Source organism: Dermacoccus sp. CCH2-D9 (assembly GCF_001556795.1).
GTDB classification, from domain to species: domain Bacteria; phylum Actinomycetota; class Actinomycetes; order Actinomycetales; family Dermatophilaceae; genus Dermacoccus; species Dermacoccus nishinomiyaensis.
Map to the genome: position 1 here is coordinate 43,879 of NZ_LSJT01000096.1, position 21,295 is coordinate 65,173.

The window sequence follows — 21,295 nt, forward strand, 5'->3', positions numbered from 1 at the left end:
TCATGGTCGAGGCCCCCGCGTCGTGTGCGCGAACGTCAGGTCGTGTGTTGCTCGCCGAAGTTGACGCCCGGGGCGCCGGTGACGGCGACCCCGGCGGTCACGCCCGCGCCCGGCCCGTCGCCGTGTTCGCCCGCGCCGGCTGCCTGCCCGCGGTTCTGCAGGCGCTTCTCGACGAGGACGGCGATCTTCGAGATCGTGTAGTTGAGCGCGATGTAGATGAGCGCCACGACGAAGATCATCGGCACGATGTTCGCCGACGAGACCGCGGCGTTCTTGGCCTTGTAGAGCATCTCGCCGTAGAGCACGTTGTACCCCAGCGCGGTGTCCTTGAGCACGACGACGAGCTGGCTGATGAGCGTCGGCATCATCGCGGTGATCGCCTGCGGCAGCAGGATCGAGCGCAGGGTCTGCGTCTGTGTCAGACCGACGGACAGACCCCCCTCACGCTGCCCGTTCGGCAGCTGGTCGACGCCGGAGCGGATGACCTCGGCGACGACCGCACCGTTGTAGATGACGAGGGCGACGACCGTCGCGATGAACGGGTTGTTGTCGTTGTCACCGCGGGTCGAGAGCCAGCCGTAGACGAACAGCATCATGAGCAACACGGGCACGGCGCGGCCCAGCTCGACGATGACGCCGGCGACCCACCGCAGGGGCCGCACATGCGACATGCGGGCCATCGCGAAGACGATGCCGAAGACGGCGGCGCCGATCATGGCGGTGCCGGCGGCCTTCAACGTGCCGAGCAGGCCCGGCAGGATGTAGTCCTGCCACGTCGAGGCCTCGAGGAACGGCTTCCACATGGCCGAGGTGAGCTGGCCCTTGTCGTCGAGACGGCGGTAGACGAGCCACAGCAGGCCGAGAAGGACGAGGGCGCCGAGCACCGTCAGGACGGCGTGTCGCCGGCGGGCCTTCGGGCCCGGGGCGTCGAAGAGAACTCCGCTACTCATCGCTTCACCGCCAGTTTCTTGCCGAGGTAGCCGACGAGCAGACCCGTCGGCAGGGTCAGTGCCACGAAGGCGAGGGCCGAGGCGGAGAACGCCTGGTTGAGCAGGCCCGGGTCGTCCTCGGTCACCTTCGCCAGCATCGCGGCCATCTCCATGACGCCGATGACGACGGCGACCGTGGTGTTCTTCGTCAGCGCGATGAGCGCGTTGCCGAGGGGGACGATCGCGCCGCGGAACGCCTGCGGCAGGATGACCTCACGCAGTGACTGGCTGAACGTGAGCCCGATCGAACGCGCGGCCTCGGCCTGCCCGAGCGGGATCGTGTTGACGCCGGAACGCAGCGCCTCGCAGACGTAGGCGGCGTGGTACACCGTCAGGCCGAGCACCGCCAGGCGGAAGTTGTTCGTCGTGAAGAAGTCGGGGCTCTTGCTGTCCGCGAGCTCGACGCCGAGCTTGGCCCACAGCACGAGGTTGCACGACAGGATGATGAGCGTCAGGGGAGTGTTGCGGAAGATGTTGATGTAGGACGTGCCGAGGAAGCGCAGCATCGGCACCGGCGACATGCGCAGGACGGCGACGAGCGTGCCGAGGACGAGGGAGCCCACGGCGGCCACGAGGGTCAGCTTGATCGTCATCCACAACGCGTCGAGCAGATGATAATCGCTGAAAAGCGTTGACATGCAAGGCCTTTCAATGGGTGACGGTGACGGGCGCGGCGGGTGCCGCGCCCGACACCGCGCGTGGATCAGGAGCAGGCTGCCGGCTTCGGCGGGTTGAGCTTCGTGTCGTAGCGGAAGTCGGCGCCGAGGTTCGACTCGACGGCCTTCTTCCACTCACCGGAGTCGACCATCTTCGTGATGGCCTTGTTGACCTTCTCGCAGGTGTCCTTGTCGCCCTTCTTAAGGCCGACGCCGTACTTCTCCTCGGTGAAGGCATCGCCGACGAGCTTGAACTTGCCCTTGTAGGCATCCTGGTTGGCGTAGCCGGCGAGGATCGTGTTGTCCGTCGTCATCGCGTCGATGGCGCCGGAGGCGAGCGCGTCCGCGCACTCGGAGTACTTGTCGTACTGCTGGGGGACGAGGTTCGGCTGCTGCTTCTTCAGGTTGTCGACCGACGTCGAGCCGGTGACGGAGCAGACCTTCTTGCCCGCGAGGTCCTTGACGCTCTTGATGTCGGTGTCCGCCTTCGTCAGGACCGACTGGCCGGCGACGAAGTAGGGGCCGCCGAAGGAGACCTGCTGCTTGCGCTTGTCGGTGATCGAGTACGTGGCGAAGATCATCTTGACGGTGCCCGCCTCGAGCATCTTCTCACGCTGCTTGGAGGGCGACTCGACGAAGTCGATCTTGTCCTCGCCGTAGCCCATCTCCTTCGCGACGTACTTGGCGACGTCGACGTCGAGGCCCTTGTAGTCCGAGCCGGCCTTGAGTCCGAGGCCGGGCTGGTCGTACTTGATGCCGATCTTGATCTTGTCGCCCGAGCCGGACGAGCTCTTGTCGTCGCTGCCGCCACAGGCCGTCAGGCCGAGGGCGAGGGCGGCGACACCTGCGGTGGCGATGGCACGCTTCATGTCTGTTTCCTCCTGGGTTTGCTGACGGCCTGCGTCAGTGGGTGAGAATCTTGCCGAGGAAGTCCCGGGCACGATCGGTCGTCGGGTTGCTGAAGAACTGTTCGGGGGCCGCCTGCTCGAGGATGGCGCCGTCCGCCATGAAGATCACGCGGTCGGCGGCGCGGCGGGCGAAGCCCATCTCGTGGGTGACGCAGATCATCGTCATGCCGTCGGCGGCGAGCTGCGCCATGACGTCGAGGACCTCGTTGATCATCTCGGGGTCGAGCGCTGACGTCGGCTCGTCGAAGAGCATCACCTTCGGTTCCATCGCGAGGGAGCGGGCGATGGCGACGCGTTGCTGCTGGCCGCCGGAGAGCTGGGCCGGGAACTTCTTCGCCTGGTGGGCGACACCGACGCGTTCGAGCAGCTCCATCGCCTTCGCCTCCGCGTCGGCCTTGCTCTGCTTGCGGACCTTGATGGGGCCGAGGGTGACATTGTCGAGAATCGTCTTGTGGGCGAACAGGTTGAACGACTGGAACACCATGCCGACGTCGGCGCGCAGCTTCGCCAGCGCCGCGCCCTCCTCGGGCAGCGCCTTGCCGTCGATCGTGATCGTTCCGGACTCGATCGTCTCGAGCCGGTTGATCGTGCGGCACAGCGTCGACTTGCCGGATCCCGAGGGGCCGAGCACGACGACGACCTCACCGCGATTGACGCTCAGGTCGATGTCCTTGAGGACGTGCAGGTCGCCGAAGTGCTTGTTCACTCCGTCGAGCACGACGAGGGGTTCGCCTCGCTGGGCGGTGATGTCACTGTGCGCTGGGGCAGTGGTGGCTCCGGTCATGGCAGTGATCGTAGTCACGCCCACAGGCCGCTACGGCGCCGCCGCGCTCATTCGTGACCTAATTGCTACACATGAGCGTGGATAGGTTGTCGATATCTACTGACCCGTCAGATCCCGCAGCACCCGCGCTCGTCTCACGCTGTTGACGACTCACGACCCCGGCTCCACCTGGTGGCCGGGGTCGCAAGCGAATCTGTGGGTGTCTCAGGCGGCGAGGACGCGTTGTGACGCTGCCGCGCGCTGCGCCGACTGGATCAGGGCGCGCGACGAACCCGACGCGAGCGTACCGGTGAGCGACATCGTCAGCACCGGGGAACCGTCGACGCTCGTGAGCTGGAGGCCGACGCGCACACCGTCAGCGTCGAGGTGGGCGCGCAGCTGCCCGACCGTCTCGGTCGGGGTGCCGTCGATGACGAGCCGCCCCTGGACGTGCCTGCCGTCGGCGCCGGTGACGAACATGCCGAGGCGCTCGCCGTCGTGGACGATCTCGGCGATGTGCGCGACGGGGGTGTCGTCCTCGTCGAGGACCCAGTAGATACGGGGCGCGACGGCGTCGCGGGCCGGCTGCGCGAGCATGAGGACGCGACCGTCCGTGCGGCCACAGGCGGTGAGAACGTCACGCTTACGCGCGGCGAACTCATCCGCGGTGAACGCGCCGAGGTCGTACGAGCGGAAGCCATGCGCCCACCGGGAGAGGCGTACGGGCAGGTCGAGGTCGGCGAGCCACAGTTCAGCTGCCTGGGTAGAGCTGACAGGCAGCGGCGCCGTCCAGGTCTGGTGCAGCCGGAGGCGGGCCAGTGCGGGCAGGCTCAGGCCAAGGTCACTGAAAGATGTGTCGGTCTCGAGTGCCATGCTCATGGTCGGCCCCTTCTGGTCGGCAGCTGCGGCGGGCGCCGACGAATGGGAACTCGCTGTGTGCGGCGTTCCTTTGAACGTAAGGCGGGGTGACAGGCGACGACAAACCTTTGTCTAACGTTCTCAAGGTCGCTAATCTCTGCGTATGTCAACGCATGTCGAGGGGCTGCAGATCGGCGAACTTGCCGAACGCGTCGGGGTGTCGACTCACACCCTTCGCGCGTGGGAGCGCCGTTACGGCATCCTCAAACCGTCGCGCACGACGGGCGGCTACCGCGTCTACAGCGAACTCGACGTCCGTCGCGTCTCTGCGGTGCTGGGCCTACGCGAGCAAGGTGTGTCCATCGCGGAGGCCGCGCGCCGCGTCAACGCGAACGTCGTCGCCCAGATCCCGGCCGGCCGACGTATCGACGCCGCAGCCATCGTCTACGAGATGCACCGCGCTGTCGACCGGTTCGACGAGTTCGCCCTGAGTGCCGCGCTGGATCGGCTGCTGTCATCGCATCGGCTCGAGGAAGCCTTGCGTGACGGCCTCATGCCGTTCCTCGTGCAGTTGGGCGGGCGTTGGGAACGGGGTGAGGTGTCCGTCGCGCACGAGCACTTCGCGACGCAACTCATCCGCCGTCGCCTCGACAGCTACAGCCTCATGTGGGCCGACGGTGACGGGCCCCTCGTCGTCCTCGCCTGCCCGCCGGGGGAGCAGCACGACATTCCACTGCTCGTGCTCGGGGTGCTTCTCGCGCGCTCGGGGTGGCGCATTCGCTACATCGGCCAGGAGACGCCTGTCGCTGATCTTGCGCAGGCGTGCTCCATCCTGCAGCCCGATCTCGTCGTCATGGCTGCGACGCGTGACACGACGTTCCGTCGCTCGCTCGACGAGCTGCGTGACCTCGCGCGCTCCTACCGCCTCCTCATCGGCGGGCGCGGCGCCACCGACACCATCTGCGCCGACCTCGGCGTCGAGGCGATGTCGCAGGACGTCGTCGCCGCAGCTTCCGCACTCATCGACGAATCGGGGCGCACCGGACGATCCGACTCGGACGCCGCCGCACAGTTGGTCGGCTGACGCCACGTGGGTAACCCCACGTCACGGGGGTTAAACTCTCTTGCGGCCCGCGACGAGCGGGCGAGGGGCGGTAGCTCAGCTGGTCAGAGCAGGGGACTCATAATCCCTGGGTCGCGGGTTCAAGCCCCGCCCGCCCTACTCGGACGTCGTCACGCCGTCACGCCGAGGACGTCGTCATCTCGAGGCGAGCCGCCTTCTCGCAGGGCGTATGTCGGCGGCCGTCGGTGCGCGAGGGCGCGCCTCGCTACGATGGGCGCATGAGCAACGCGCCGTGGGTGAGCACCGGCCCGGCATCATCCGGTGAAGGCGCGCGGGAGAAGTGGCAGGAGACGACGCGCGTCCCTCTCGGCATCCTGGCGCTCGTCTTCATCGCCTCGTATGCCGCACCCATTCTCCGGCCGAGCCTGCCGACCGATGTCATCCTGACGTTCCATGCACTCAACGTCATCACCTACCTCGCGTTCGTCGGTGACTACTTCGCGCGCCTCCACCTCTCCCGCGACCGTCGCGGCTTCCTGCGCCACTCCGGGCTTGACGTGCTCGTCCTCGTCCTGCCCGCGCTGCAACCGCTGCGCACGATGCAGCTCATCGCCCTGCTGCGGCTGCTCGACAAGCGCCTCGGACGCACCCTGCGCGGCCGCATCGTCGCCTACCTCGGGTTCGCGACGCTGACGGTGCTGTTGCTCGGCGCACTCGCCGTCCTCGACGCCGAACGCAAGGCGCCGGGCGCCAACATCCACACCTTCGGCGACGCCCTGTGGTGGGCGACGACGACGATCACGACGGTCGGCTACGGCGAGCACCACCCCGTGACACCGAGCGGACGTGTCGTCGCCGCCTGCCTCATGTTCAGCGGCATCGCGCTGTTCAGTGTCGTCACGGGTTCGGTGGCGTCATGGATCCTCGATCGCGTCCGCGAGGAGGACGGCGAGGTCGCCGCCGACGACCGCATGCGCGACGAGGTCGAAGCACTCACCCATGAGATCCGAGCCCTGCGCGCCGACGTCGCGGAACTACGGGGCCGGACGGCGTCGCACCGGGCCGCAGCGCCCGAGAGCGACGACATCCTCTGAGCGGGCACTGCGAGACAGCTCGCCAGGACACGCGGGCGTGTCGCTCCCACGGGGTGAGCACCGCATGCGCCAGAGTGACAGGTTGATTCTTCGCCACGCCGCACGGGTGCTGGCCTGCAGCGTCGCCATCGTGCAGAATGGCGGCACACATCATCGGATTCCTGGGTGTGGCTGAGGTCGTTGGGGAAGACGTCCCTCGCGAACACCAGGAGGTTCGGATGTCGATGACTCGCGTCATGACGCGCGGGGTGGTTTTCGTGCACTCCACCCCCGCTGCGCTGTGCCCTCACATCGAGTGGGCGCTCGAGAGCGTCCTCGGCGCCGACGTCAACCTCGAGTGGACGCAGCAGCCCGTCGCGCCGGGCCTCGTGCGCAGCGAGTTCAGCTGGAGCGGCGAACCAGGCAGCGGCGCAAAGCTCGCGAGCGCGCTGCGCGGCTGGGATCACGTGCGCTACGAAGTCACCGAAGAACCCTCACCCGGCAACGACGGCTCACGCTGGTCGCACACCCCGAACCTCGGCATCCACCACACGTGGACGTCGGCGAGCGGCGACGCCGTCGTCAGCGAGGACCGCCTGCGCAGCGCCCTCGTCGCGAGCCAGGGCGACCCTGAGGAGTTCCGGGCCGAGATGGCCGAGCTGCTCGGCACCGCCTGGGACCAGGAGCTCGAGCCCTTCCGCTACGCCGGCGACGGCGCTCCCGTGCGCTGGCTGCACCGCGTCGGCTGACGCACCACACACGTCGAAGGCCGCTTGCTCTCTGGGGGAGCAAGCGGCCTTCGTCATGCCGGGTGGGCGTCAGATCACAGTGGGATGTTGCCGTGCTGCCCGCGACGCGCGGGTGCGGCGGCCAGTGCCGAAGCGAGCGCTCCGCGCGTCTCGGCCGGCTCGACGACCTCGTCGACGACACCGATCTCCTGGGCGCGTTCCAGTCCACCCGCGAGCACGGCATGCTCGGCGGCTAGTTCCTCCTCGACCCGGGGACGCGCGGCCTCGTCGACCTCCGCGAGCCGGCGACGGTGCAGGATGCGCACGGCAGCGACGTGACCCATGACGGCGACCTCCGCGCTCGGCCACGCGAACACGCGCGTCGCGCCGAGGGAGCGGCTGTTCATCGCGATGTACGCGCCGCCGTACGTCTTGCGCGTCACGAGCGTCACGCGCGGCACGACCGCCTCGGCGAACGCGTGCAGCAGCTTCGCGCCGCGGCGCACCACGCCGTCCCACTCCTGACCGACGCCAGGCAGGTAGCCGGGGACGTCGACGAGCACGACGAGGGGGATGCCGAACGCGTCGCACATGCGCACGAAACGGGACGTCTTCTCCGCGGCGGGGGAGTCGAGGCACCCGCCGAGACGCATCGGGTTGTTCGCGATGACGCCGACGGTGCGCCCGCCGAGGCGCCCGAGCGAGGTGACGATGTTGGGCGCCCACTTCGCGTGCAGCTCGACCTGCTCACCCGCATCGTCGAACAGGTCGTCGACGAGGGGGTGCACGTCGTAGGCGCGCTTCGGGTTCTCGGGGAACGTGGCGCCGAGGTCGCGCTCTTCGAGCGATCCGAGGTCGAACTCGCCCTGATTCGCCATGAGCGAGGCGAGCAGACGGCCTCGCTCGAAGGCCTCATCCTCTGTGGCCGTGACGACGTGGACCACGCCCGAGCGTCGACCGTGCGGTTCGGGCCCGCCGAGGCGTGCGGCGTCGACGTTCTCGCCCGTCACCGAGCGCACGACGTCGGGGCCCGTCACGAAGATGCGGCCCTGATCGGCCATGATGACCACGTCCGTCAGCGCCGGCCCGTAGGCGGCACCACCGGCGGCGGCGCCGATGACCACGGAGATCTGCGGGATCTTGCCCGACGCCCGCGTCATGATGGCGAACACCTCGCCGACGGCATGCAGGCTGACGACGCCCTCGGCCAGTCGCGCACCGCCGGAGTGCCACAGCCCGATGACGGGCAGGTTCTCGGCGAGGGCGATCTCGTAGGCCTCGACGATCGCCTTGCACCCCTCGACACCCATCGCGCCGCCCTGCACCCGCGCGTCGGAGCAGAACACGACGACGGGCGTGCCGTCGGCGGTGCCGCGAGCGGAGACGAAGCCGGAGCGCTCGACCTCGGCGATGACGTCGACGCTGCCGGCGTCGAGGAAGTTCTCGAGGCGGCGATACGGGTCGCGCGGGTCGACGTCGGCCTCGGCCGGCGCGGTGGCGGTGAGGGCGTTCATGAGGCGCTCCGAATCGTGAGGGCGACGTTGTGGCCGCCGAAGCCGAACGAGTTGTTGAGGGCCGCGATGTCGCCCTCGGGCAGCGTGCGGGCCTCGCTGCGCACGACGTCGAGGTCGATGGCGGGGTCGAGGTCGTCGATGTTGATGGCCGCCGGAACGAGGCGGTGGTGCACCGACAGCACCGTGATGACGGCCTCCAGCGCGCCCGCAGCGCCGAGCAGGTGACCCGTCATCGACTTCGTCGCGGCCACCGCCATGTGGTCGGCGTCGGCGCCGAACGCGGCGCGGATCGCGTTCGCCTCGGCGACGTCACCGACGGGCGTCGAGGTTGCGTGGGCGTTGATGTGGCAGATGTCGGCGGGCGTCAGACCGGCGGCATCGACGGCCTGACGCATCGCCCGCTTGGCACCGGCACCCTCGGGTTCGGGCGCGGTGATGTGGTGGGCGTCGGCGGACATGCCGATGCTCGCGAGCTCGGCGTAGATCCGCGTGCCGCGCGCCTTCGCGTGCTCCTCGGACTCGAGCACGACGACCGCAGCACCCTCGCCCATGACGAAGCCGTCACGGCCAGTGTCGTACGGGCGGGAGGCGGCCTGCGGGTCGTCGTTGCGCGTCGAGAGGGCCTTCATCGCCGCGAACCCGGCGAACGGCAGCGGGTGCATCGGCGCCTCGGTGCCGCCGGCGATGACGACGTCGGCGCGGCCCGAGCGGATGATGTCGATCGCGAGACCCATCGCCTCGGCGCCGGAGGCGCACGCGGAGACGGTCGTGTGGGCGCCTGCGCGCGCACCGAACTCGAGCGACAGGTTGCCCGCAGAGGTGTTGGGCATGAGCATCGGCACCGTCAGCGGGTACACGCGACGCGGGCCCTTCTCGCGCATGACATCCCACTGGTCGAGCAGCGTCGTCACCCCGCCGATGCCGGTGCCGAACGCGACTGCGAGTCGCTCCGGCTCCACCTCGGGGCTGCCCGCGTCTGCCCACGCCTCGCGCCCTGCGATGAGCGCGTACTGGGCGCTGCGGTCCATGCGGCGCGTCTCGACCTTCGTCAGCACCTCGGCCGGGTCCTGGGCGATGGACGCGGCGAACGTCACGGGCAGCTCGAACTGCTCCAGCCATTCGGCGGGCAGCGCGCGAGCACCGGAACGACCGGCGAGCAGGGCGTCCCACGTCTCGGGTGCGGTGCCGCCGAGCGGGGTCGTCGCACCGATGCCGGTGACGACGATGCGGGCGTCGCGGTTCGGGGTCATGCTGGCTCCTTGGTGGGGCACGAAAGAATGGGGTGCGACGCGCCGCCCGGGCGGGCGAGGTGCCGGGGCGGCGCGTCGACGGGGGCCGTTCAGGCCTGGGCGTTCTTGATGTAGCTGACGGCGTCGCCGACGGTGACGAGGTTCTTGACCTCTTCGTCGGGGATGCGGACGCCGAACTTCTCCTCGGCGTTGACGACGATCGTCATCATCGACAGCGAGTCGATGTCGAGGTCGTCGGTGAACGACTTGTCGCTCTGCACGGAGGCGGCGTCGATGCCGGTCTCCTCGTTGACGATCTCGGCGAGGCCGGCGAGGATCTCCTGCTCGGAAGCAGCCATGGTGTTTCTCCTTGTCGTGACGTCGACCGTTCGTCGATCGACTCCGTCTGCGGTTCTTTCCTTGCCCCGGATGGCCCGCCGAGGCGCGGGAGCTGAATGCTGAGTCGCGGTGCGGCTCAGGGGATCTCGACGACCTGCGCCGCGTAGGCGAGGCCCGCGCCGAAACCGATCTGCAGCGCGAGATCGCCGCTCTTGGCCTGCCCCTCGCGCACGAGTCGTTCGGCGGCCAGCGGCACCGACGCGGCGGACGTGTTGGCCGTGTCGACGATGTCGCGCGCGATGACGACGCGTTCGGGCAGCTTCATCTGCTTGGCCATGGCGTCGATGATGCGGACGTTCGCCTGATGCGGAATGAACACGTCGATGTCGTCGACGCTCAGGCCCGCGGCGTCGATGGCGCGCAGCGCGACGGGAGCCATGCTCCACACCGCCCAGCGGAAGACGCTCTGACCTTGCATCGTGATGGTCGGGCCGGGCGAGCCGTCCTCGAGCACGTTGGGGCGGATTGCCTCCCACGCCGCGCCGTCACTGCCCCAGATCGTCGGGCCGATGCCGACGTGGTCGCTCGCGCCGACGATCGCCGCGCCCGCGCCGTCACCGAAGATGAAGGCGGTGCCGCGGTCGCTCGGATCGAGCACGGACGTCAGGCGCTCGGCGCCGAGGACGAGGACAGTGCTCGCGCTACCGGCCCGCACGAGGTCGGAGGCGACACCGATGCCGTGACAGTACCCGGCGCAGGCGGCGGACAGGTCGAACGCGACGGGGGAGTCCAGCCCCAGTCGATCCGCGAGCATCGGCGCGGCGGCGGGCGTGAACATGTCGTGCGTGACCGAGCCGAGGATGACGCCGTCGATCGTCGCCGGGTCGACACCGGAGCGTGCGATCGCGTCGCGCGCCGCCGACTCGGCCATGTCGAGCATCGTCTCGTCGTCGCGCGCGAAATGACGCGTGCGGACACCGGAGCGCTCCTGGATCCACTCGTCGGAGGAGTCGATGGCCTCGACGATCTCGCTGTTCGGCACGAGCCGCTGCGGGCGGTAACCGCCGAAACCGAGGATGCGGGTGTACTGCGCGCCGGTGCGCTGCGCGAGGGCCTTCACTGCGCCTCCTTCGGGTGAAGACGCACGAGGGGCTGGCCGGGAGAGACAGGGTCGCCCTCACTGACGAGCCACTCGATGATGCGCCCGCCGTGCGGCGCGACGACGTTGTACGCGTCGCGCGCCGTGACGACCTGTCCGATCGTCTCGCCGGGGGTGATGGTGTCGCCCTCGTCGAGGGGCGCGCGCTCGATCGTCCCCTTGGCCGGCGCGATGACGAGTCGCCACGCGGGTTCGAGATCGGTGTCGACCTGGCCGTGCTCGCGCACCATGCGGTGCGCCGCGTCGAGGTCGTCGGGGGTCTTGAGCGCCAGGGTCTCGACACCAGGCAGCGCACGCTTGGCGAGGCCCGTCAGGGTGCCGGCCGGCGGCACCTCGATGAGGCCCGTCACGCCCATCGCCTTGAACGTCTCCATCGTCAGATCCCAGCGCACCGGGTTGCTCACCTGGCTGACGAGGCGGCGCAGCACCCGCGTGCCGTCGTGGACGACGAGCCCGTCCTTGTTCGACACGAGGGGGATGCGAGGGTCGTGCGTCGAGATGGCCCGCGCGAAGACACTGAGCCGCTCCACGGCCGGCGTCATGTGCTCGGTGTGGAAGGCACCCGCGACCTGGAGCGGGATCACGCGTGCCTTCGCCGGCGGCTCGGCCTTGAGCCGCTCGATCTGCTCGAGGGTGCCGGCCGCGACGATCTGACCGGAACCGTTCATGTTGGCCGGCGTGAGGCCGAGGGCTTCGAGGTGGCTGACGACGTCCTTCGCCTCGCCGCCGACGACGGCGGCCATGCCGGTCGGCGTGACGGCCGACGCCTGCGCCATGCCCGCACCGCGCTCGCGGACGAAGACCATGGCCTGCTCGGCGCTCAGGACGCCGGCCGACGCCGCGGCAGTGATCTCACCGACGCTGTGGCCCGCGCCGACACCGACGGAACGGAATCCGTCGACGGGGTGGGCGAACAGCGCGAGCATCGAGACGAGGCCGCTCCCGACGATGAGGGGCTGTGCGACGGCGGTGTCCTTGATGGTCTCCGCGTCACCCTCGGTGCCGAGGTGGACGAGATCCATCCCGGCGCAGGCCGACAGCCACGCCATGCGGGAGTGAAACTCTGGCAGCTCGAGCCAAGGGCGGAGGAAACCGGGGGTCTGAGAGCCCTGTCCGGGGCACACGATCGCTAGCACCCCTCAACCCTGCCCTGGAGGTGGTGGGCGAGGCGACGAGCGGGCCGACGAACTTCGCCGGTGTGATTTGTAGGAAACCTCCAATCACACCTGGCTGGGTTGCTCCCGTGCGGCGCGGGAGGCGTCCGGCCGGGTGCGCGGGCGGGACCGAGCTGCGTCGAGGTCGGCGTACATGAGGCCCAGTCGGATGGCGAAGGCGTCCTCGGGGCAGGTGAGGTCGTAACCGGTGAGGTCGTGGGTGCGCCCCAGGCGGTAGCGCACGGTGTTCGCATGGACGAACAACTCGCGCGCCGTGGCCTCCAGCGAGCCTAGACGGATGTAGGCGCGCGCCGTCTCGCGCATGACCGAATCGGGCTGGAGCGCGGCCGTCACCCGTGCGGCGAGCGCGCGGCGTGCCTTGTCGTCACCGGAGACGGCGCGTGCGGCGAGCAGGTCGTCGCTGTGCACCGGGCGGGGGCAGGAGGTGGCCGCCGGCGCGGCGTCGTAGCCGCGCAGCGCGTCCCGTGCTGAGCGGCCCGCCGCATAGAGGTGCGGCACGCGGGGCCCGCACACGAGGGGGCCGTCGCCGAAGTGGTCGGCGAGCAGTCGCGCCGCGGCGAGCGGGTCGGCGTGCGGGGCGGCCTGAGACGACGTGCTTGCTGCATTGCCTGACGATGTGCCGCTGCGTGGCGTCGCGAGGGTGGCCGCGTCGAGCCCGCCAACGACGGCGATCATCCGCCGTCCTTCGACGGAGACGAGGATCTCGAGCCCGGCATGACGCGCGGCGCGTCGTAGTGGGTCGACGACGCTCGTCTGGCTGCCGAGGGGGCTCGCGCCGACGACGACGGTGACGCCGCGCACCTCGGCCCAGCCGAGGGCATTGACGCGGGAGCCGAGCGTCTCGTCGGGTTCGCCGCGCACGACGGCGTCGACGACGAGCGACTCGAGGCGTGCATCCCACGCGCCGCGCGATTCTGCGGCGCGCGCGTAGACGTGGGCGGCGCCGAACGCGACCTCACGGGAGTAGCGCAGGACGGCTTCGCGCACGGCCGCGCGTTCGTCGGCTCGCGCGAGGGCGGGTGCTTCGTCCTCGACGATCTCGATGACGGTGCGCAGCAGGTCGAGGGTCTGTTCGAGGCTGATGCTGCGCGTCAGTTCGCGTGGTGCGTCGGCGAACACGTCGATGGCGCCGGCGCCTTCGACGTGCGGGTTCTCGAGCCACGACAGGAACGACGTGATGCCGCCGTGCGCGATGACGCCGATCCAGCTGCGATCCTCGGCGCTGAGCGCGGCGAACCAGGCGTGGTCGGCTTCGACGCGCGCCGCCGCCGACGTCGACATCGCCCCGACGCCGCGCCGCATCGCCGTCAGAGATTCACGCGAGGGCACCCTGGGTTCCGCCATGCCCGTCACCGTAACCGAGCCTTGTGGGAACCCACGAGTAGCAACGACACCGGTCGGCCGACCGACCCCGGAAAGCACGAAGCCGTGCGCACTCACGGACGGTGAGTGCGCACGGCCAACGTGCGATGCAGGGGACGTGGGCGCGCCCCCGTGGCGGTGTCGCACCTCGGGCCGGGGGAGCTTGCGACTCCGGACCGATGGAAGACGCCGCGAGGGAATCGTCAGGCTTCTCCGCGCACCATTTGGCGCAGAAGCCCGACGGGCAGAACCGTCGCCCAGTTCTGCCCGTCGCTGTTCGCATTGCCCGTCAGGCTTCTCCGCCGGCGTTGCCGGAGGTGCCGGCCTTGACGTTGAGCAGCTCGTACTTCTCGGCTGCCTGACGCGGGATCGACGGGTCGAGTTCGCCGCGGTCGGCGAGCGACTGCAGGGCGCGCACCGCCATCGACGGGCCGTCGATGTGGAGGAAGCGTCGTGCTGCAGCTCGCGTGTCGGAGAAGCCGAATCCGTCGGCGCCCAGCGAGTGGAATTCGCCGGGCACGTACTGGCGGATCTGGTCGTGCACCTGGCGCATCGAGTCGCTCGTCGCGATGACGGGACCGGGTGCGTCCTTGAGGCGCGACGTGATGAACGGCTCGCGGCGCTCGTCCTCGGGGTGGAGGAAGTTGTGCTCGTCGGCCTCGAGGCCGTCGCGGCGCAATTCGTTCCACGACGTCACGGACCAGACGTCGGCGACGACGCCCCAGTCCTCCTTGAGTAGTTCCTGTGCCTCGAGGGCCCAGGCGACTCCGACGCCGGAGGCGAGCAGCTGCACGCGGCGCGCGTCGTCGCCGAGGCCGTCGAACGAGCCGTCCTTGAGCTTGTAGATGCCGCGCTTGATGCCTTCGACGTCGACGTTCTCGGGCTCGGCCGGCTGCACGATCGGCTCGTTGTAGACGGTCAGGTAGTAGATGACGTTCTCGGCGTTCTCGCCGTACATCTTCTCCAGGCCGTCCTGCACGATGTGCGCGATCTCGTAGCCGTAGGCCGGGTCGTAGGAGCGGATGGCGGGGTTCGTCGCGGCGAGCACGTGGCTGTGACCGTCGGCGTGCTGCAGACCCTCACCCGTCAGCGTCGTACGGCCCGCGGTGGCGCCGATGAGGAAACCCTTGGCCATCTGGTCGGCGGCCGCCCAGATCGAGTCACCGGTGCGCTGGAAGCCGAACATCGAGTAGAAGACGTAGACCGGCACCATCGGGATGTCGTTCGTCTCGTACGCGGCGCCGACGGCGGTGAACGCCGCGACGGAGCCGGCCTCGTTGATGCCGAGGTGCAACAGCTGGCCCTGCGGGCTCTCCTTGTACGCGAGCATGAGCTCTGCGTCGACGGAGCGGTAGTGCTGCCCGTGCGGGTTGTAGATCTTCGCCGTCGGGAAGAACGCGTCCATGCCGAACGTGCGCGCCTCGTCGGGGATGATCGGCACGATGTGCTTGCCGAACTCCTTGTCGCGCATCAGCTCCTTGAGGATGCGGACGAACGCCATCGTCGTCGCGACCTCCTGCTTGCCGGAGCCCTTCTTCGCGATCTTGTACGCCTCGTCACCGGGCAACGGCAGCTGCGAGCTGCGGCCCTTGCGCGACGGCAGCCCACCGCCGAGCTTCGCGCGACGCTCGAGCAGGTACTTGATCGCCGGGTCGTCGTTGCCGGGGTGGTAGTACGGCGGACGGTACGGGTCCTTCTCGAGCTGCTCGTCGCTGATCGGGATGTCGAGCGAGTCGCGGAACTGCTTGAGGTCCTCGAGCGTCATCTTCTTCATCTGGTGCGTCGCGTTGCGGCCCGCGAAGTGCGTGCCGAGGCTGTAGCCCTTGATGGTGTGCGCGAGGATGACCGTCGGCTGGCCCGTGTGCTCCATCGCAGCCTTGTAGGCGGCGTACACCTTGCGGTAGTCGTGGCCACCTCGCTTGAGCTTCCACCACAGGTCGTCGTCGGACCAGTTCTCGACCATCTTCGCCGTGCGCGGGTCCTGGCCGAAGAAGTACTCGCGGACGTAGGCACCGTCATTGGCGCGGATCGTCTGGTAGTCGCCGTCACGCGTCTTGTTCATGATGTTGACGAGCGCACCGTCACGATCCTGGGCGAGCAGCGGATCCCAGCCGCGGCCCCACAGCACCTTGATGACGTTCCAGCCGGCGCCGCGGAAGAATGCCTCGAGCTCCTGCACGATCTTGCCGTTGCCGCGCACGGGGCCGTCGAGACGCTGCAGGTTGCAGTTGACGACGAACGTGAGGTTGTCGAGGCCCTCGTTGGCGGCCCACTGCAGGGCGCCACGCGACTCGACCTCGTCCATCTCGCCGTCACCGAGGAAGGCCCAGACGTGCTGGTCGGATGTGTCCTTGAGGCCGCGGTCGTTGAGGTAGCGGTTGACCATCGCCTGGTAGATGGCGTTCATCGGGCCGATGCCCATGGAGACGGTCGGGAACTCCCAGAACTCCGGCATGTTGCGCGGGTGCGGGTAGCTCGGCAGGCCGGCGGACTCACCGTCGATGAAGTGGCTCTTCTCCTGACGGAAGCCGTCGAGCTGCTCCTCGGTCAGGCGGCCCTCGAGGTAGGCGCGCGAGTAGATGCCGGGGGAGGCGTGGCCCTGGATGAAGACCTGGTCACCGCCGCTCGGGTGGTCCTTGCCGCGGAAGAAGTGGTTGAAGCCGACCTCGTAGAGCGTCGCGGCGGAGGCGTACGTCGAGATGTGGCCGCCGACGCCGATGTCGGGGCGTTGCGCGCGGTGCACCATGACGGCGGCGTTCCAGCGGATCCAGGCGCGGTACTTGCGCTCCATCTCCTCATCGCCGGGGAACCACGGCTCGGCCTCGGGGCCGATCGTGTTGATGTAGTCGGTCGCCGTCAGCGACGGCACGCCGATCTGCTGCTCGCGGGCGCGCTCCAGCAGCTTGAGCATGACGTAGCGGGCACGGTTGCGTCCGGCTTCGTCGACGAGGCCGTCGAGCGAGTCGAGCCACTCCTGCGTCTCGTCGGGATCGATGTCCGGCAACTGACTGGGAATGCCATTCAGGATCGGGCCGGCTTCCTCAAGCGACACTTAGGTCACGTCCTCTCGTCCACTGCGTCGGCGCTACCTGGCACGCGCCACATGCTCCCATCCTGCCCCCCGTGAGCACCCTGCGCGAAACCGGGACGGGGTTACTCGTGGGTACTCGGTTTGGCGGGCAGGACGAGGGGTTTCGAGGCTCATCAGGCCAGGGCGACCGGGCCCACGAGACGGTCGTCATGAGGGCGCCTTCTTGCAATGCGCGAGACAACCTTGTGGACTACCCTTCGAACAAGGCTGCATCCACCCGGCGTGGTCGCAGCGTCCAGAACAGAAAGTGAGCACAGCACGTGAACCAGACCGCAGGGGCACATCCGGCGGCCAAGATCGGCTTCTCCGCGGACGACATCGTCATGGAGATCGGTTGGGACGACGACGTCGACGAGTCGTGGCGCGAAGCCATTGAGGAGATCGTCGGCTCCGAGATCGAGGACGAGACGTACGACGGCGTCGTCGACTCCGTCCTCGTGTGGTTCCGTGACGGCGACGGCGACCTCACCGACGACGTCGTCGACGCGCTCGCCACGCTGGAGGACAAGGGGTTCGTCCTCCTCATGACGCCGAAGGCCGGCTCGGATCTTGCGATCGACGCCGCGGACGTGCAGGAAGCTGCGACGACCGCCGGTCTCAAGGCCAGCTCGACCTTCAAGGTCGGCGACGACTGGATCGGCACGAAGCTCGTCCAGGGTGGCGCGGCGAAGCAGCGCTGAGCGCGGCCGCCGCACGAGACGAAGAGGGAGTGACATGAGCGGTCTCGAGGTGGGTGCTGCGGCGCCCGATTTCACGCTCAGGAACCAGTTCGGTGAGGACGTGACATTGTCCGGCCTCGTCGCCGAGCGCCCGACGCTGCTCGTCTTCTACCCCTTCGCGTTCTCCGGCATCTGCACGGGGGAGCTGTGCCACATCCGCGACAACCTGCCCCGCTACGACGGTGACGCGATGCAGGTCGTCGGCATCAGCTGCGATGCGATGTTCACGCAGCGCGCGTGGGCGGACGCCGAGGGCTTCGACTTCCCACTGCTCAGCGACTTCTGGCCGCACGGCGCGATCGCGCGCGCCTACGGCGTCTTCGACGACGAGCGCGGGTTCGCCGCGCGCGGCACCTTCCTCGTCGACGCGTCGATGACGGTGCTCTGGTCGCTCATCAACGGCCCCGGCGAGGCGCGCGACTTCTCGCCCGCCCTCGAGGTGGCCGAGAACCTGTGACGCGGCGCGGCGTCGTGGCGCCGCCCCTCGATGACGCCGAACTCGACGTGGCCACGCGGCGGGTAGGATTCAGCTGCATCCGCGCCGTCTCGGCGCGCGCTCAGGGCCTCTAGCTCAGCTGGTAGAGCAACGCGTTTACACCGCGTCGGTCGTCGGTTCGATCCCGGCGGGGCCCACATGAACAACTCCACCACGACCCTCGCGGACGTCACGCGAATCCTCGACGGCTTCTACCCGCCGTCGACGGCTCAGTCGTGGGATGCCGTCGGCCTCGTCACCGGCGACCCGGAGCAGCCGATCGAACGTGTCCTGTTCGCCGTCGACCCGGCGATGAGCGTCATCGACGAAGCCGTCACCGGCGGTTACGACCTGCTCGTCACGCATCACCCGCTGCTCATGCGCGGGGTCAAGTCGGTCGCGACGACGTCAGGCAAGGGGCGCGCGGTGACAGCGCTCGTCGTCGGCGACATCGCCCTGTACGCGGCGCACACGAACGCCGACGTGGCCACACCCGGCGTCAACGACGCGCTCGCGGCCGCATGCGGCCTGCAGGACGTCGAACCCCTGGTCGAGAGCGAGGGGCAGCCGCTGGGCCGCGTCGGTGACCTGCCTCAGAGCATGACGCTGCGCGCCTTCTGCGAACGCCTCGCCGCGGCGCTACCACCCGCCCCCGTCGGCCTGCGCGTCAGCGGAGAGGCCGAGGCGAGCGTCCAGCGCGTCGCGGTGCTCGGCGGCGCCGGTGACGGCGAGTTCGGCGCGGCACGACGCGCGGGGGCGGACGTCTACGTCACCGCCGACCTGCGTCATCATCCCGCCATCGAGGCGCGCGAGGAGGACGACCCGGCGGCGCCGATGTTCCTCGTCGACGCCGGACACTGGGCTACCGAATGGTTGTGGCTGCAGCACGCCTGCGAGCGTCTCGTGAAGGCCGTGCGCGAGAGCGGCGGCGACATCGAGGTGCACGTCTCGACGACGTGCACCGACCCCTGGAATTTCCTCGTGCCCACGAATGAAGGAGAGATGCAGTGAAGGCAGAACTTCAGCAGCAGTGGAGGCTGCTCGACCTGCAGAAGCTCGACACCCGCCTCGACCAGATCGATCACCGTCTCGCGAACCTGCCACAGGCGAAGGAGCTCGCGGAGCTGACGAAGAAGGCGGACACCGCGACGGAGGAGATGATTCTCGCGCAGACGGCCGTCATGGACGTCGAGCGTGAGATCGCGCGCAGCGAGGCCGACGTGCAGCAGGTGCGCGACCGCATGGCCCGCAACGAGAAGCGCCTCGCCTCGGGTGAGGGCAGCGCGAAGGATCTGCAGGCGCTGCAGCACGAGACGGACACGCTCGCTCGCCGTCAGGTCGTTCTCGAGGACGCCGAGCTCGAGATCATGGAGCGCGCCGAGGGCCTGCGCGAGCGGTTGACGGCGTTCACGACGGTCGCCGACGAGGCCGAGGCCAAGGTCAAGCAGCTCAAGGCGGAGATGGGCGAGGCAGCCAAGGAGCTCGAGACCGAGCGCGCCGAGGTGCAGCGCAAGCGCGACGACATGGCCCCGTCGTTCGCCGCCGACCTGCTCGCGGAATACGACGGCATCCGGGCCCGCAGCGGTGTCGCCGCGGCGGCGCTGCACGGTCGTCGCTGCCTCGGTTGCGGCCTCGAACTCAACCACTCGGATCTGCAGCGCATTCGCTCGAGCGCCGCCGACCAGGTCGTCTACTGCGACGAGTGCGGACGCATCCTCGTGCGCACGGCCGAATCCGACCTCTGACCGGGCAGAGAGTACAGCGCTCGGCGCGTCGCCTCGCGGTGACGGCGCCGGGCGCTGTTCGTCGTCCGAAATGCCTGTGGGCGAAGGAGATTCATCATGACGCGACGTCTCATCGTCGAAGCTGACGGCGGTTCGCGCGGCAACCCCGGCGTCGCCGGGTACGGCAGCCTCGTGCGCGACGCGGACACCGATGCGCTGCTCGCCGAACGCGCCGCGCCGCTCGGCAAGGAGTCGAACAACGTCGCCGAGTACACCGGCCTCATCGAGGGGCTGCGGGCCGTCGTCGATCATGCCCCGGGCGCTGCCGTGACGGTGCGGATGGACTCGAAGCTCGTCGTCGAGCAGATGTCGGGCCGCTGGAAGATCAAGCATGAGGACATGAAACGCCTCGCCGCCGAGGCCCAGGCGCTCGCGGCGGAGATCTCGAGCGCGGGCGGCGCCGTCACGTACGAGTGGATCCCGCGTGCCAAGAACAAGGACGCCGACAAGCTGTCCAACGACGGCATGGACGGCGTCACCGTGCGACGCGACACATGGGGTGACGACGTCGAGCGCGCGTCGCAGGGTGGTGGTGGCGAGCGCACTGACGGTGCTGGTGCTGACGTGGACGGCGCCATTAGCGCGGGCGTGGGTGCGGGCGACCCGAACGGTGGGGGCGAAGTGGGCGGCGAGGCCGTCGTTGAGCCCGACGAGAAGCCGAGGGGGCCGGCGGATCTCGGACGGCCGACGCGCATCGTCCTCGTGCGCCACGGCGTCACCGACTTCACGACGAGGGGGCTGCTCGACGGTCGCGGTGGCGCGGACCCGTCGCTCAGCGCCGAGGGTCGCGATCAGGCACGCCGCGTCGCGGGCGCGCTCGACGGGCTCATCGGTGACAGCGACGTGCACGTCGTGACGTCGTCGCTCGCCCGTGGGGTCGAGACGGGCACGCTGATCGCCGAACGTCTCGGGGTGACGCCGCGGGTCGACGCCGACTGGGACGAGCAGGCCTTCGGCGAGTGGGACGGGTTGTCGTTCAAGGAGATCCGCGCCAAGGACGCGGCGGGACTGTCGAAGCTGCGTCACGAACCGACTCACCGCGCGCCGGGCGGCGAGACGCGCGACGAGCTCGACGAGCGCGTCGCTGCAGCCCTCGGGCGGGCGGTGGAACGCGGCGGTGTCGTCATCATCGTGACGCACCGCATCGTCATCATGTCGGTGCTCGCCAAGGTGCTCGATCTGAGCATGGACGGCGCGTGGCGCGTTGCTGCGGCCCCGGCGTCGCTGACCGGCATCGAGGTGTGGCGCGACGGCAACGCGCAGGTCGCGTTCACGAACGACACGCATCACCTGCGGGGCTGACAGAGCCTCAGAGCCTCCGATGCAGGCGTCAAGGGGCGTGCGCCGGCGTCCAAGGCGGGTCGTCCGGTGCGCGGACGATCATCCATCCTGTGTGGCGAGCGGCGCAGA

20 protein-coding genes and 2 tRNA genes are annotated in these 21,295 nt (G+C 69.2%); 10 read left to right on the forward strand and 12 right to left on the reverse strand.

All coding sequences use genetic code 11. The features are described 5' to 3' along the window. Positions 1-35 precede the first annotated feature (35 nt). The 5 genes from AX669_RS08410 to AX669_RS08430 all read right to left on the reverse strand — a co-directional run bounded on the left by AX669_RS08410 (position 36) and on the right by AX669_RS08430 (position 4,195). Positions 36-950 (reverse strand): amino acid ABC transporter permease, encoded by a 915-nt coding sequence (locus AX669_RS08410; RefSeq protein ID WP_038568648.1) that lies wholly within the window; start codon positions 948-950, stop codon positions 36-38. Next, positions 947-1,627, reverse strand: a complete 681-nt coding sequence (locus AX669_RS08415) for an amino acid ABC transporter permease (RefSeq protein ID WP_038568646.1) — start codon at positions 1,625-1,627, stop codon at positions 947-949. Before AX669_RS08415 ends, AX669_RS08410 begins: the two co-directional genes overlap by 4 nt. A gap of 65 nt (positions 1,628-1,692) precedes the next feature. Continuing rightward, positions 1,693-2,514, reverse strand: coding sequence for a glutamate ABC transporter substrate-binding protein (locus AX669_RS08420; RefSeq protein ID WP_038568644.1), 822 nt, complete (start codon positions 2,512-2,514; stop codon positions 1,693-1,695). 34 nt (positions 2,515-2,548) lie between these two features. Beyond that, positions 2,549-3,337, reverse strand: a complete 789-nt coding sequence (locus AX669_RS08425) for an amino acid ABC transporter ATP-binding protein (RefSeq protein WP_006944163.1) — start codon at positions 3,335-3,337, stop codon at positions 2,549-2,551. 204 nt (positions 3,338-3,541) lie between these two features. Continuing rightward, positions 3,542-4,195 (reverse strand): hypothetical protein, encoded by a 654-nt coding sequence (locus AX669_RS08430; protein WP_038568642.1) that lies wholly within the window; start codon positions 4,193-4,195, stop codon positions 3,542-3,544. Positions 4,196-4,337: 142 nt separating this feature from the next. Between AX669_RS08430 and AX669_RS08435 the strand changes: the two genes are divergently transcribed. The 4 genes from AX669_RS08435 to AX669_RS08450 all read left to right on the forward strand — a co-directional run bounded on the left by AX669_RS08435 (position 4,338) and on the right by AX669_RS08450 (position 7,059). Next, entirely contained in the window at positions 4,338-5,258 is a 921-nt protein-coding gene (locus AX669_RS08435) for a MerR family transcriptional regulator (RefSeq protein ID WP_006944166.1), read from the forward strand. A gap of 64 nt (positions 5,259-5,322) precedes the next feature. Continuing rightward, a tRNA-Ile gene (locus AX669_RS08440) sits at positions 5,323-5,396 on the forward strand. 119 nt (positions 5,397-5,515) lie between these two features. Beyond that, complete coding sequence (locus AX669_RS08445; protein WP_051805963.1) at positions 5,516-6,331, forward strand: potassium channel family protein; 816 nt, start codon at positions 5,516-5,518, stop codon at positions 6,329-6,331. Between the two features lie 218 nt (positions 6,332-6,549). After that, positions 6,550-7,059: a DUF3145 domain-containing protein gene (locus AX669_RS08450; protein WP_006944212.1), complete on the forward strand. Its 510-nt coding sequence runs from the start codon at positions 6,550-6,552 to the stop codon at positions 7,057-7,059. A 74-nt stretch (positions 7,060-7,133) separates the two neighbouring features. On the opposite strand, the gene AX669_RS08455 is transcribed toward AX669_RS08450, so the two are convergent. From AX669_RS08455 to aceE, 7 genes are all read right to left on the reverse strand, one after another. Next, positions 7,134-8,552, reverse strand: coding sequence for an acyl-CoA carboxylase subunit beta (locus AX669_RS08455; RefSeq protein WP_006944206.1), 1,419 nt, complete (start codon positions 8,550-8,552; stop codon positions 7,134-7,136). Next, complete coding sequence (gene fabF, locus AX669_RS08460) at positions 8,549-9,802, reverse strand: beta-ketoacyl-ACP synthase II (protein ID WP_006944307.1); 1,254 nt, start codon at positions 9,800-9,802, stop codon at positions 8,549-8,551. The genes AX669_RS08455 and fabF overlap by 4 nt, the downstream gene beginning before the upstream one ends. Positions 9,803-9,891: 89 nt before the next feature. Then, positions 9,892-10,140, reverse strand: coding sequence for an acyl carrier protein (locus tag AX669_RS08465; protein WP_006944284.1), 249 nt, complete (start codon positions 10,138-10,140; stop codon positions 9,892-9,894). Positions 10,141-10,256: 116 nt separating this feature from the next. After that, a complete protein-coding gene (locus tag AX669_RS08470) occupies positions 10,257-11,240 on the reverse strand; it encodes a beta-ketoacyl-ACP synthase III (RefSeq protein WP_006944239.1) in 984 nt (327 codons plus the stop codon). After that, complete coding sequence (locus AX669_RS08475; protein WP_062257810.1) at positions 11,237-12,415, reverse strand: acyltransferase domain-containing protein; 1,179 nt, start codon at positions 12,413-12,415, stop codon at positions 11,237-11,239. Before AX669_RS08475 ends, AX669_RS08470 begins: the two co-directional genes overlap by 4 nt. 84 nt (positions 12,416-12,499) lie before the next feature. Further along, positions 12,500-13,798, reverse strand: a complete 1,299-nt coding sequence (locus AX669_RS08480; RefSeq protein WP_074045599.1) for a CdaR family transcriptional regulator — start codon at positions 13,796-13,798, stop codon at positions 12,500-12,502. A gap of 307 nt (positions 13,799-14,105) precedes the next feature. Further along, a complete protein-coding gene (gene aceE, locus AX669_RS08485; RefSeq protein ID WP_062257814.1) occupies positions 14,106-16,868 on the reverse strand; it encodes a pyruvate dehydrogenase (acetyl-transferring), homodimeric type in 2,763 nt (920 codons plus the stop codon). 299 nt (positions 16,869-17,167) lie between these two features. Between aceE and AX669_RS08490 the strand changes: the two genes are divergently transcribed. The 6 genes from AX669_RS08490 (at position 17,168) to AX669_RS08515 (ending at position 21,187) form a co-directional block, all read left to right on the forward strand. After that, positions 17,168-17,587, forward strand: coding sequence for a DUF3052 domain-containing protein (locus tag AX669_RS08490; RefSeq protein ID WP_006944308.1), 420 nt, complete (start codon positions 17,168-17,170; stop codon positions 17,585-17,587). A 34-nt stretch (positions 17,588-17,621) separates the two neighbouring features. After that, on the forward strand, positions 17,622-18,083 hold the full coding sequence (locus AX669_RS08495) for a peroxiredoxin (protein ID WP_062257816.1): 462 nt from the start codon (positions 17,622-17,624) through the stop codon (positions 18,081-18,083). A 103-nt stretch (positions 18,084-18,186) separates the two neighbouring features. Further along, positions 18,187-18,259: transfer RNA gene (locus AX669_RS08500), tRNA-Val, on the forward strand. Between the two features lies 1 nt (position 18,260). After that, positions 18,261-19,112, forward strand: a complete 852-nt coding sequence (locus AX669_RS08505; protein ID WP_006944158.1) for a Nif3-like dinuclear metal center hexameric protein — start codon at positions 18,261-18,263, stop codon at positions 19,110-19,112. Further along, complete coding sequence (locus AX669_RS08510) at positions 19,109-19,846, forward strand: zinc ribbon domain-containing protein (RefSeq protein ID WP_006944179.1); 738 nt, start codon at positions 19,109-19,111, stop codon at positions 19,844-19,846. Before AX669_RS08505 ends, AX669_RS08510 begins: the two co-directional genes overlap by 4 nt. 96 nt (positions 19,847-19,942) lie before the next feature. Then, complete coding sequence (locus tag AX669_RS08515) at positions 19,943-21,187, forward strand: bifunctional RNase H/acid phosphatase (RefSeq protein WP_062257818.1); 1,245 nt, start codon at positions 19,943-19,945, stop codon at positions 21,185-21,187. The last annotated feature ends 108 nt before the right edge of the window (positions 21,188-21,295 follow it).

What these genes read in the sequence shown, in the direction of transcription:
- AX669_RS08425 (WP_006944163.1), bottom strand. Translation starts at nt 3,337, where the DNA reads ATGACCGGAGCCACCACTGCCCCAGCGCACAGTGACATCACCGCCCAG.
- AX669_RS08430 (WP_038568642.1), bottom strand. Translation starts at nt 4,195, where the DNA reads ATGAGCATGGCACTCGAGACCGACACATCTTTCAGTGACCTTGGCCTG.
- AX669_RS08465 (WP_006944284.1), bottom strand. Translation starts at nt 10,140, where the DNA reads ATGGCTGCTTCCGAGCAGGAGATCCTCGCCGGCCTCGCCGAGATCGTC.
- AX669_RS08515 (WP_062257818.1), top strand. Translation starts at nt 19,943, where the DNA reads ATGACGCGACGTCTCATCGTCGAAGCTGACGGCGGTTCGCGCGGCAAC.
- AX669_RS08480 (WP_074045599.1), bottom strand. Translation starts at nt 13,798, where the DNA reads ATGGCGGAACCCAGGGTGCCCTCGCGTGAATCTCTGACGGCGATGCGG.
- AX669_RS08455 (WP_006944206.1), bottom strand. Translation starts at nt 8,552, where the DNA reads ATGAACGCCCTCACCGCCACCGCGCCGGCCGAGGCCGACGTCGACCCG.
- AX669_RS08445 (WP_051805963.1), top strand. Translation starts at nt 5,516, where the DNA reads ATGAGCAACGCGCCGTGGGTGAGCACCGGCCCGGCATCATCCGGTGAA.
- AX669_RS08435 (WP_006944166.1), top strand. Translation starts at nt 4,338, where the DNA reads ATGTCAACGCATGTCGAGGGGCTGCAGATCGGCGAACTTGCCGAACGC.
- AX669_RS08420 (WP_038568644.1), bottom strand. Translation starts at nt 2,514, where the DNA reads ATGAAGCGTGCCATCGCCACCGCAGGTGTCGCCGCCCTCGCCCTCGGC.
- AX669_RS08410 (WP_038568648.1), bottom strand. Translation starts at nt 950, where the DNA reads ATGAGTAGCGGAGTTCTCTTCGACGCCCCGGGCCCGAAGGCCCGCCGG.
- AX669_RS08450 (WP_006944212.1), top strand. Translation starts at nt 6,550, where the DNA reads ATGTCGATGACTCGCGTCATGACGCGCGGGGTGGTTTTCGTGCACTCC.
- AX669_RS08505 (WP_006944158.1), top strand. Translation starts at nt 18,261, where the DNA reads ATGAACAACTCCACCACGACCCTCGCGGACGTCACGCGAATCCTCGAC.
- fabF (WP_006944307.1), bottom strand. Translation starts at nt 9,802, where the DNA reads ATGACCCCGAACCGCGACGCCCGCATCGTCGTCACCGGCATCGGTGCG.
- AX669_RS08415 (WP_038568646.1), bottom strand. Translation starts at nt 1,627, where the DNA reads ATGTCAACGCTTTTCAGCGATTATCATCTGCTCGACGCGTTGTGGATG.
- AX669_RS08495 (WP_062257816.1), top strand. Translation starts at nt 17,622, where the DNA reads ATGAGCGGTCTCGAGGTGGGTGCTGCGGCGCCCGATTTCACGCTCAGG.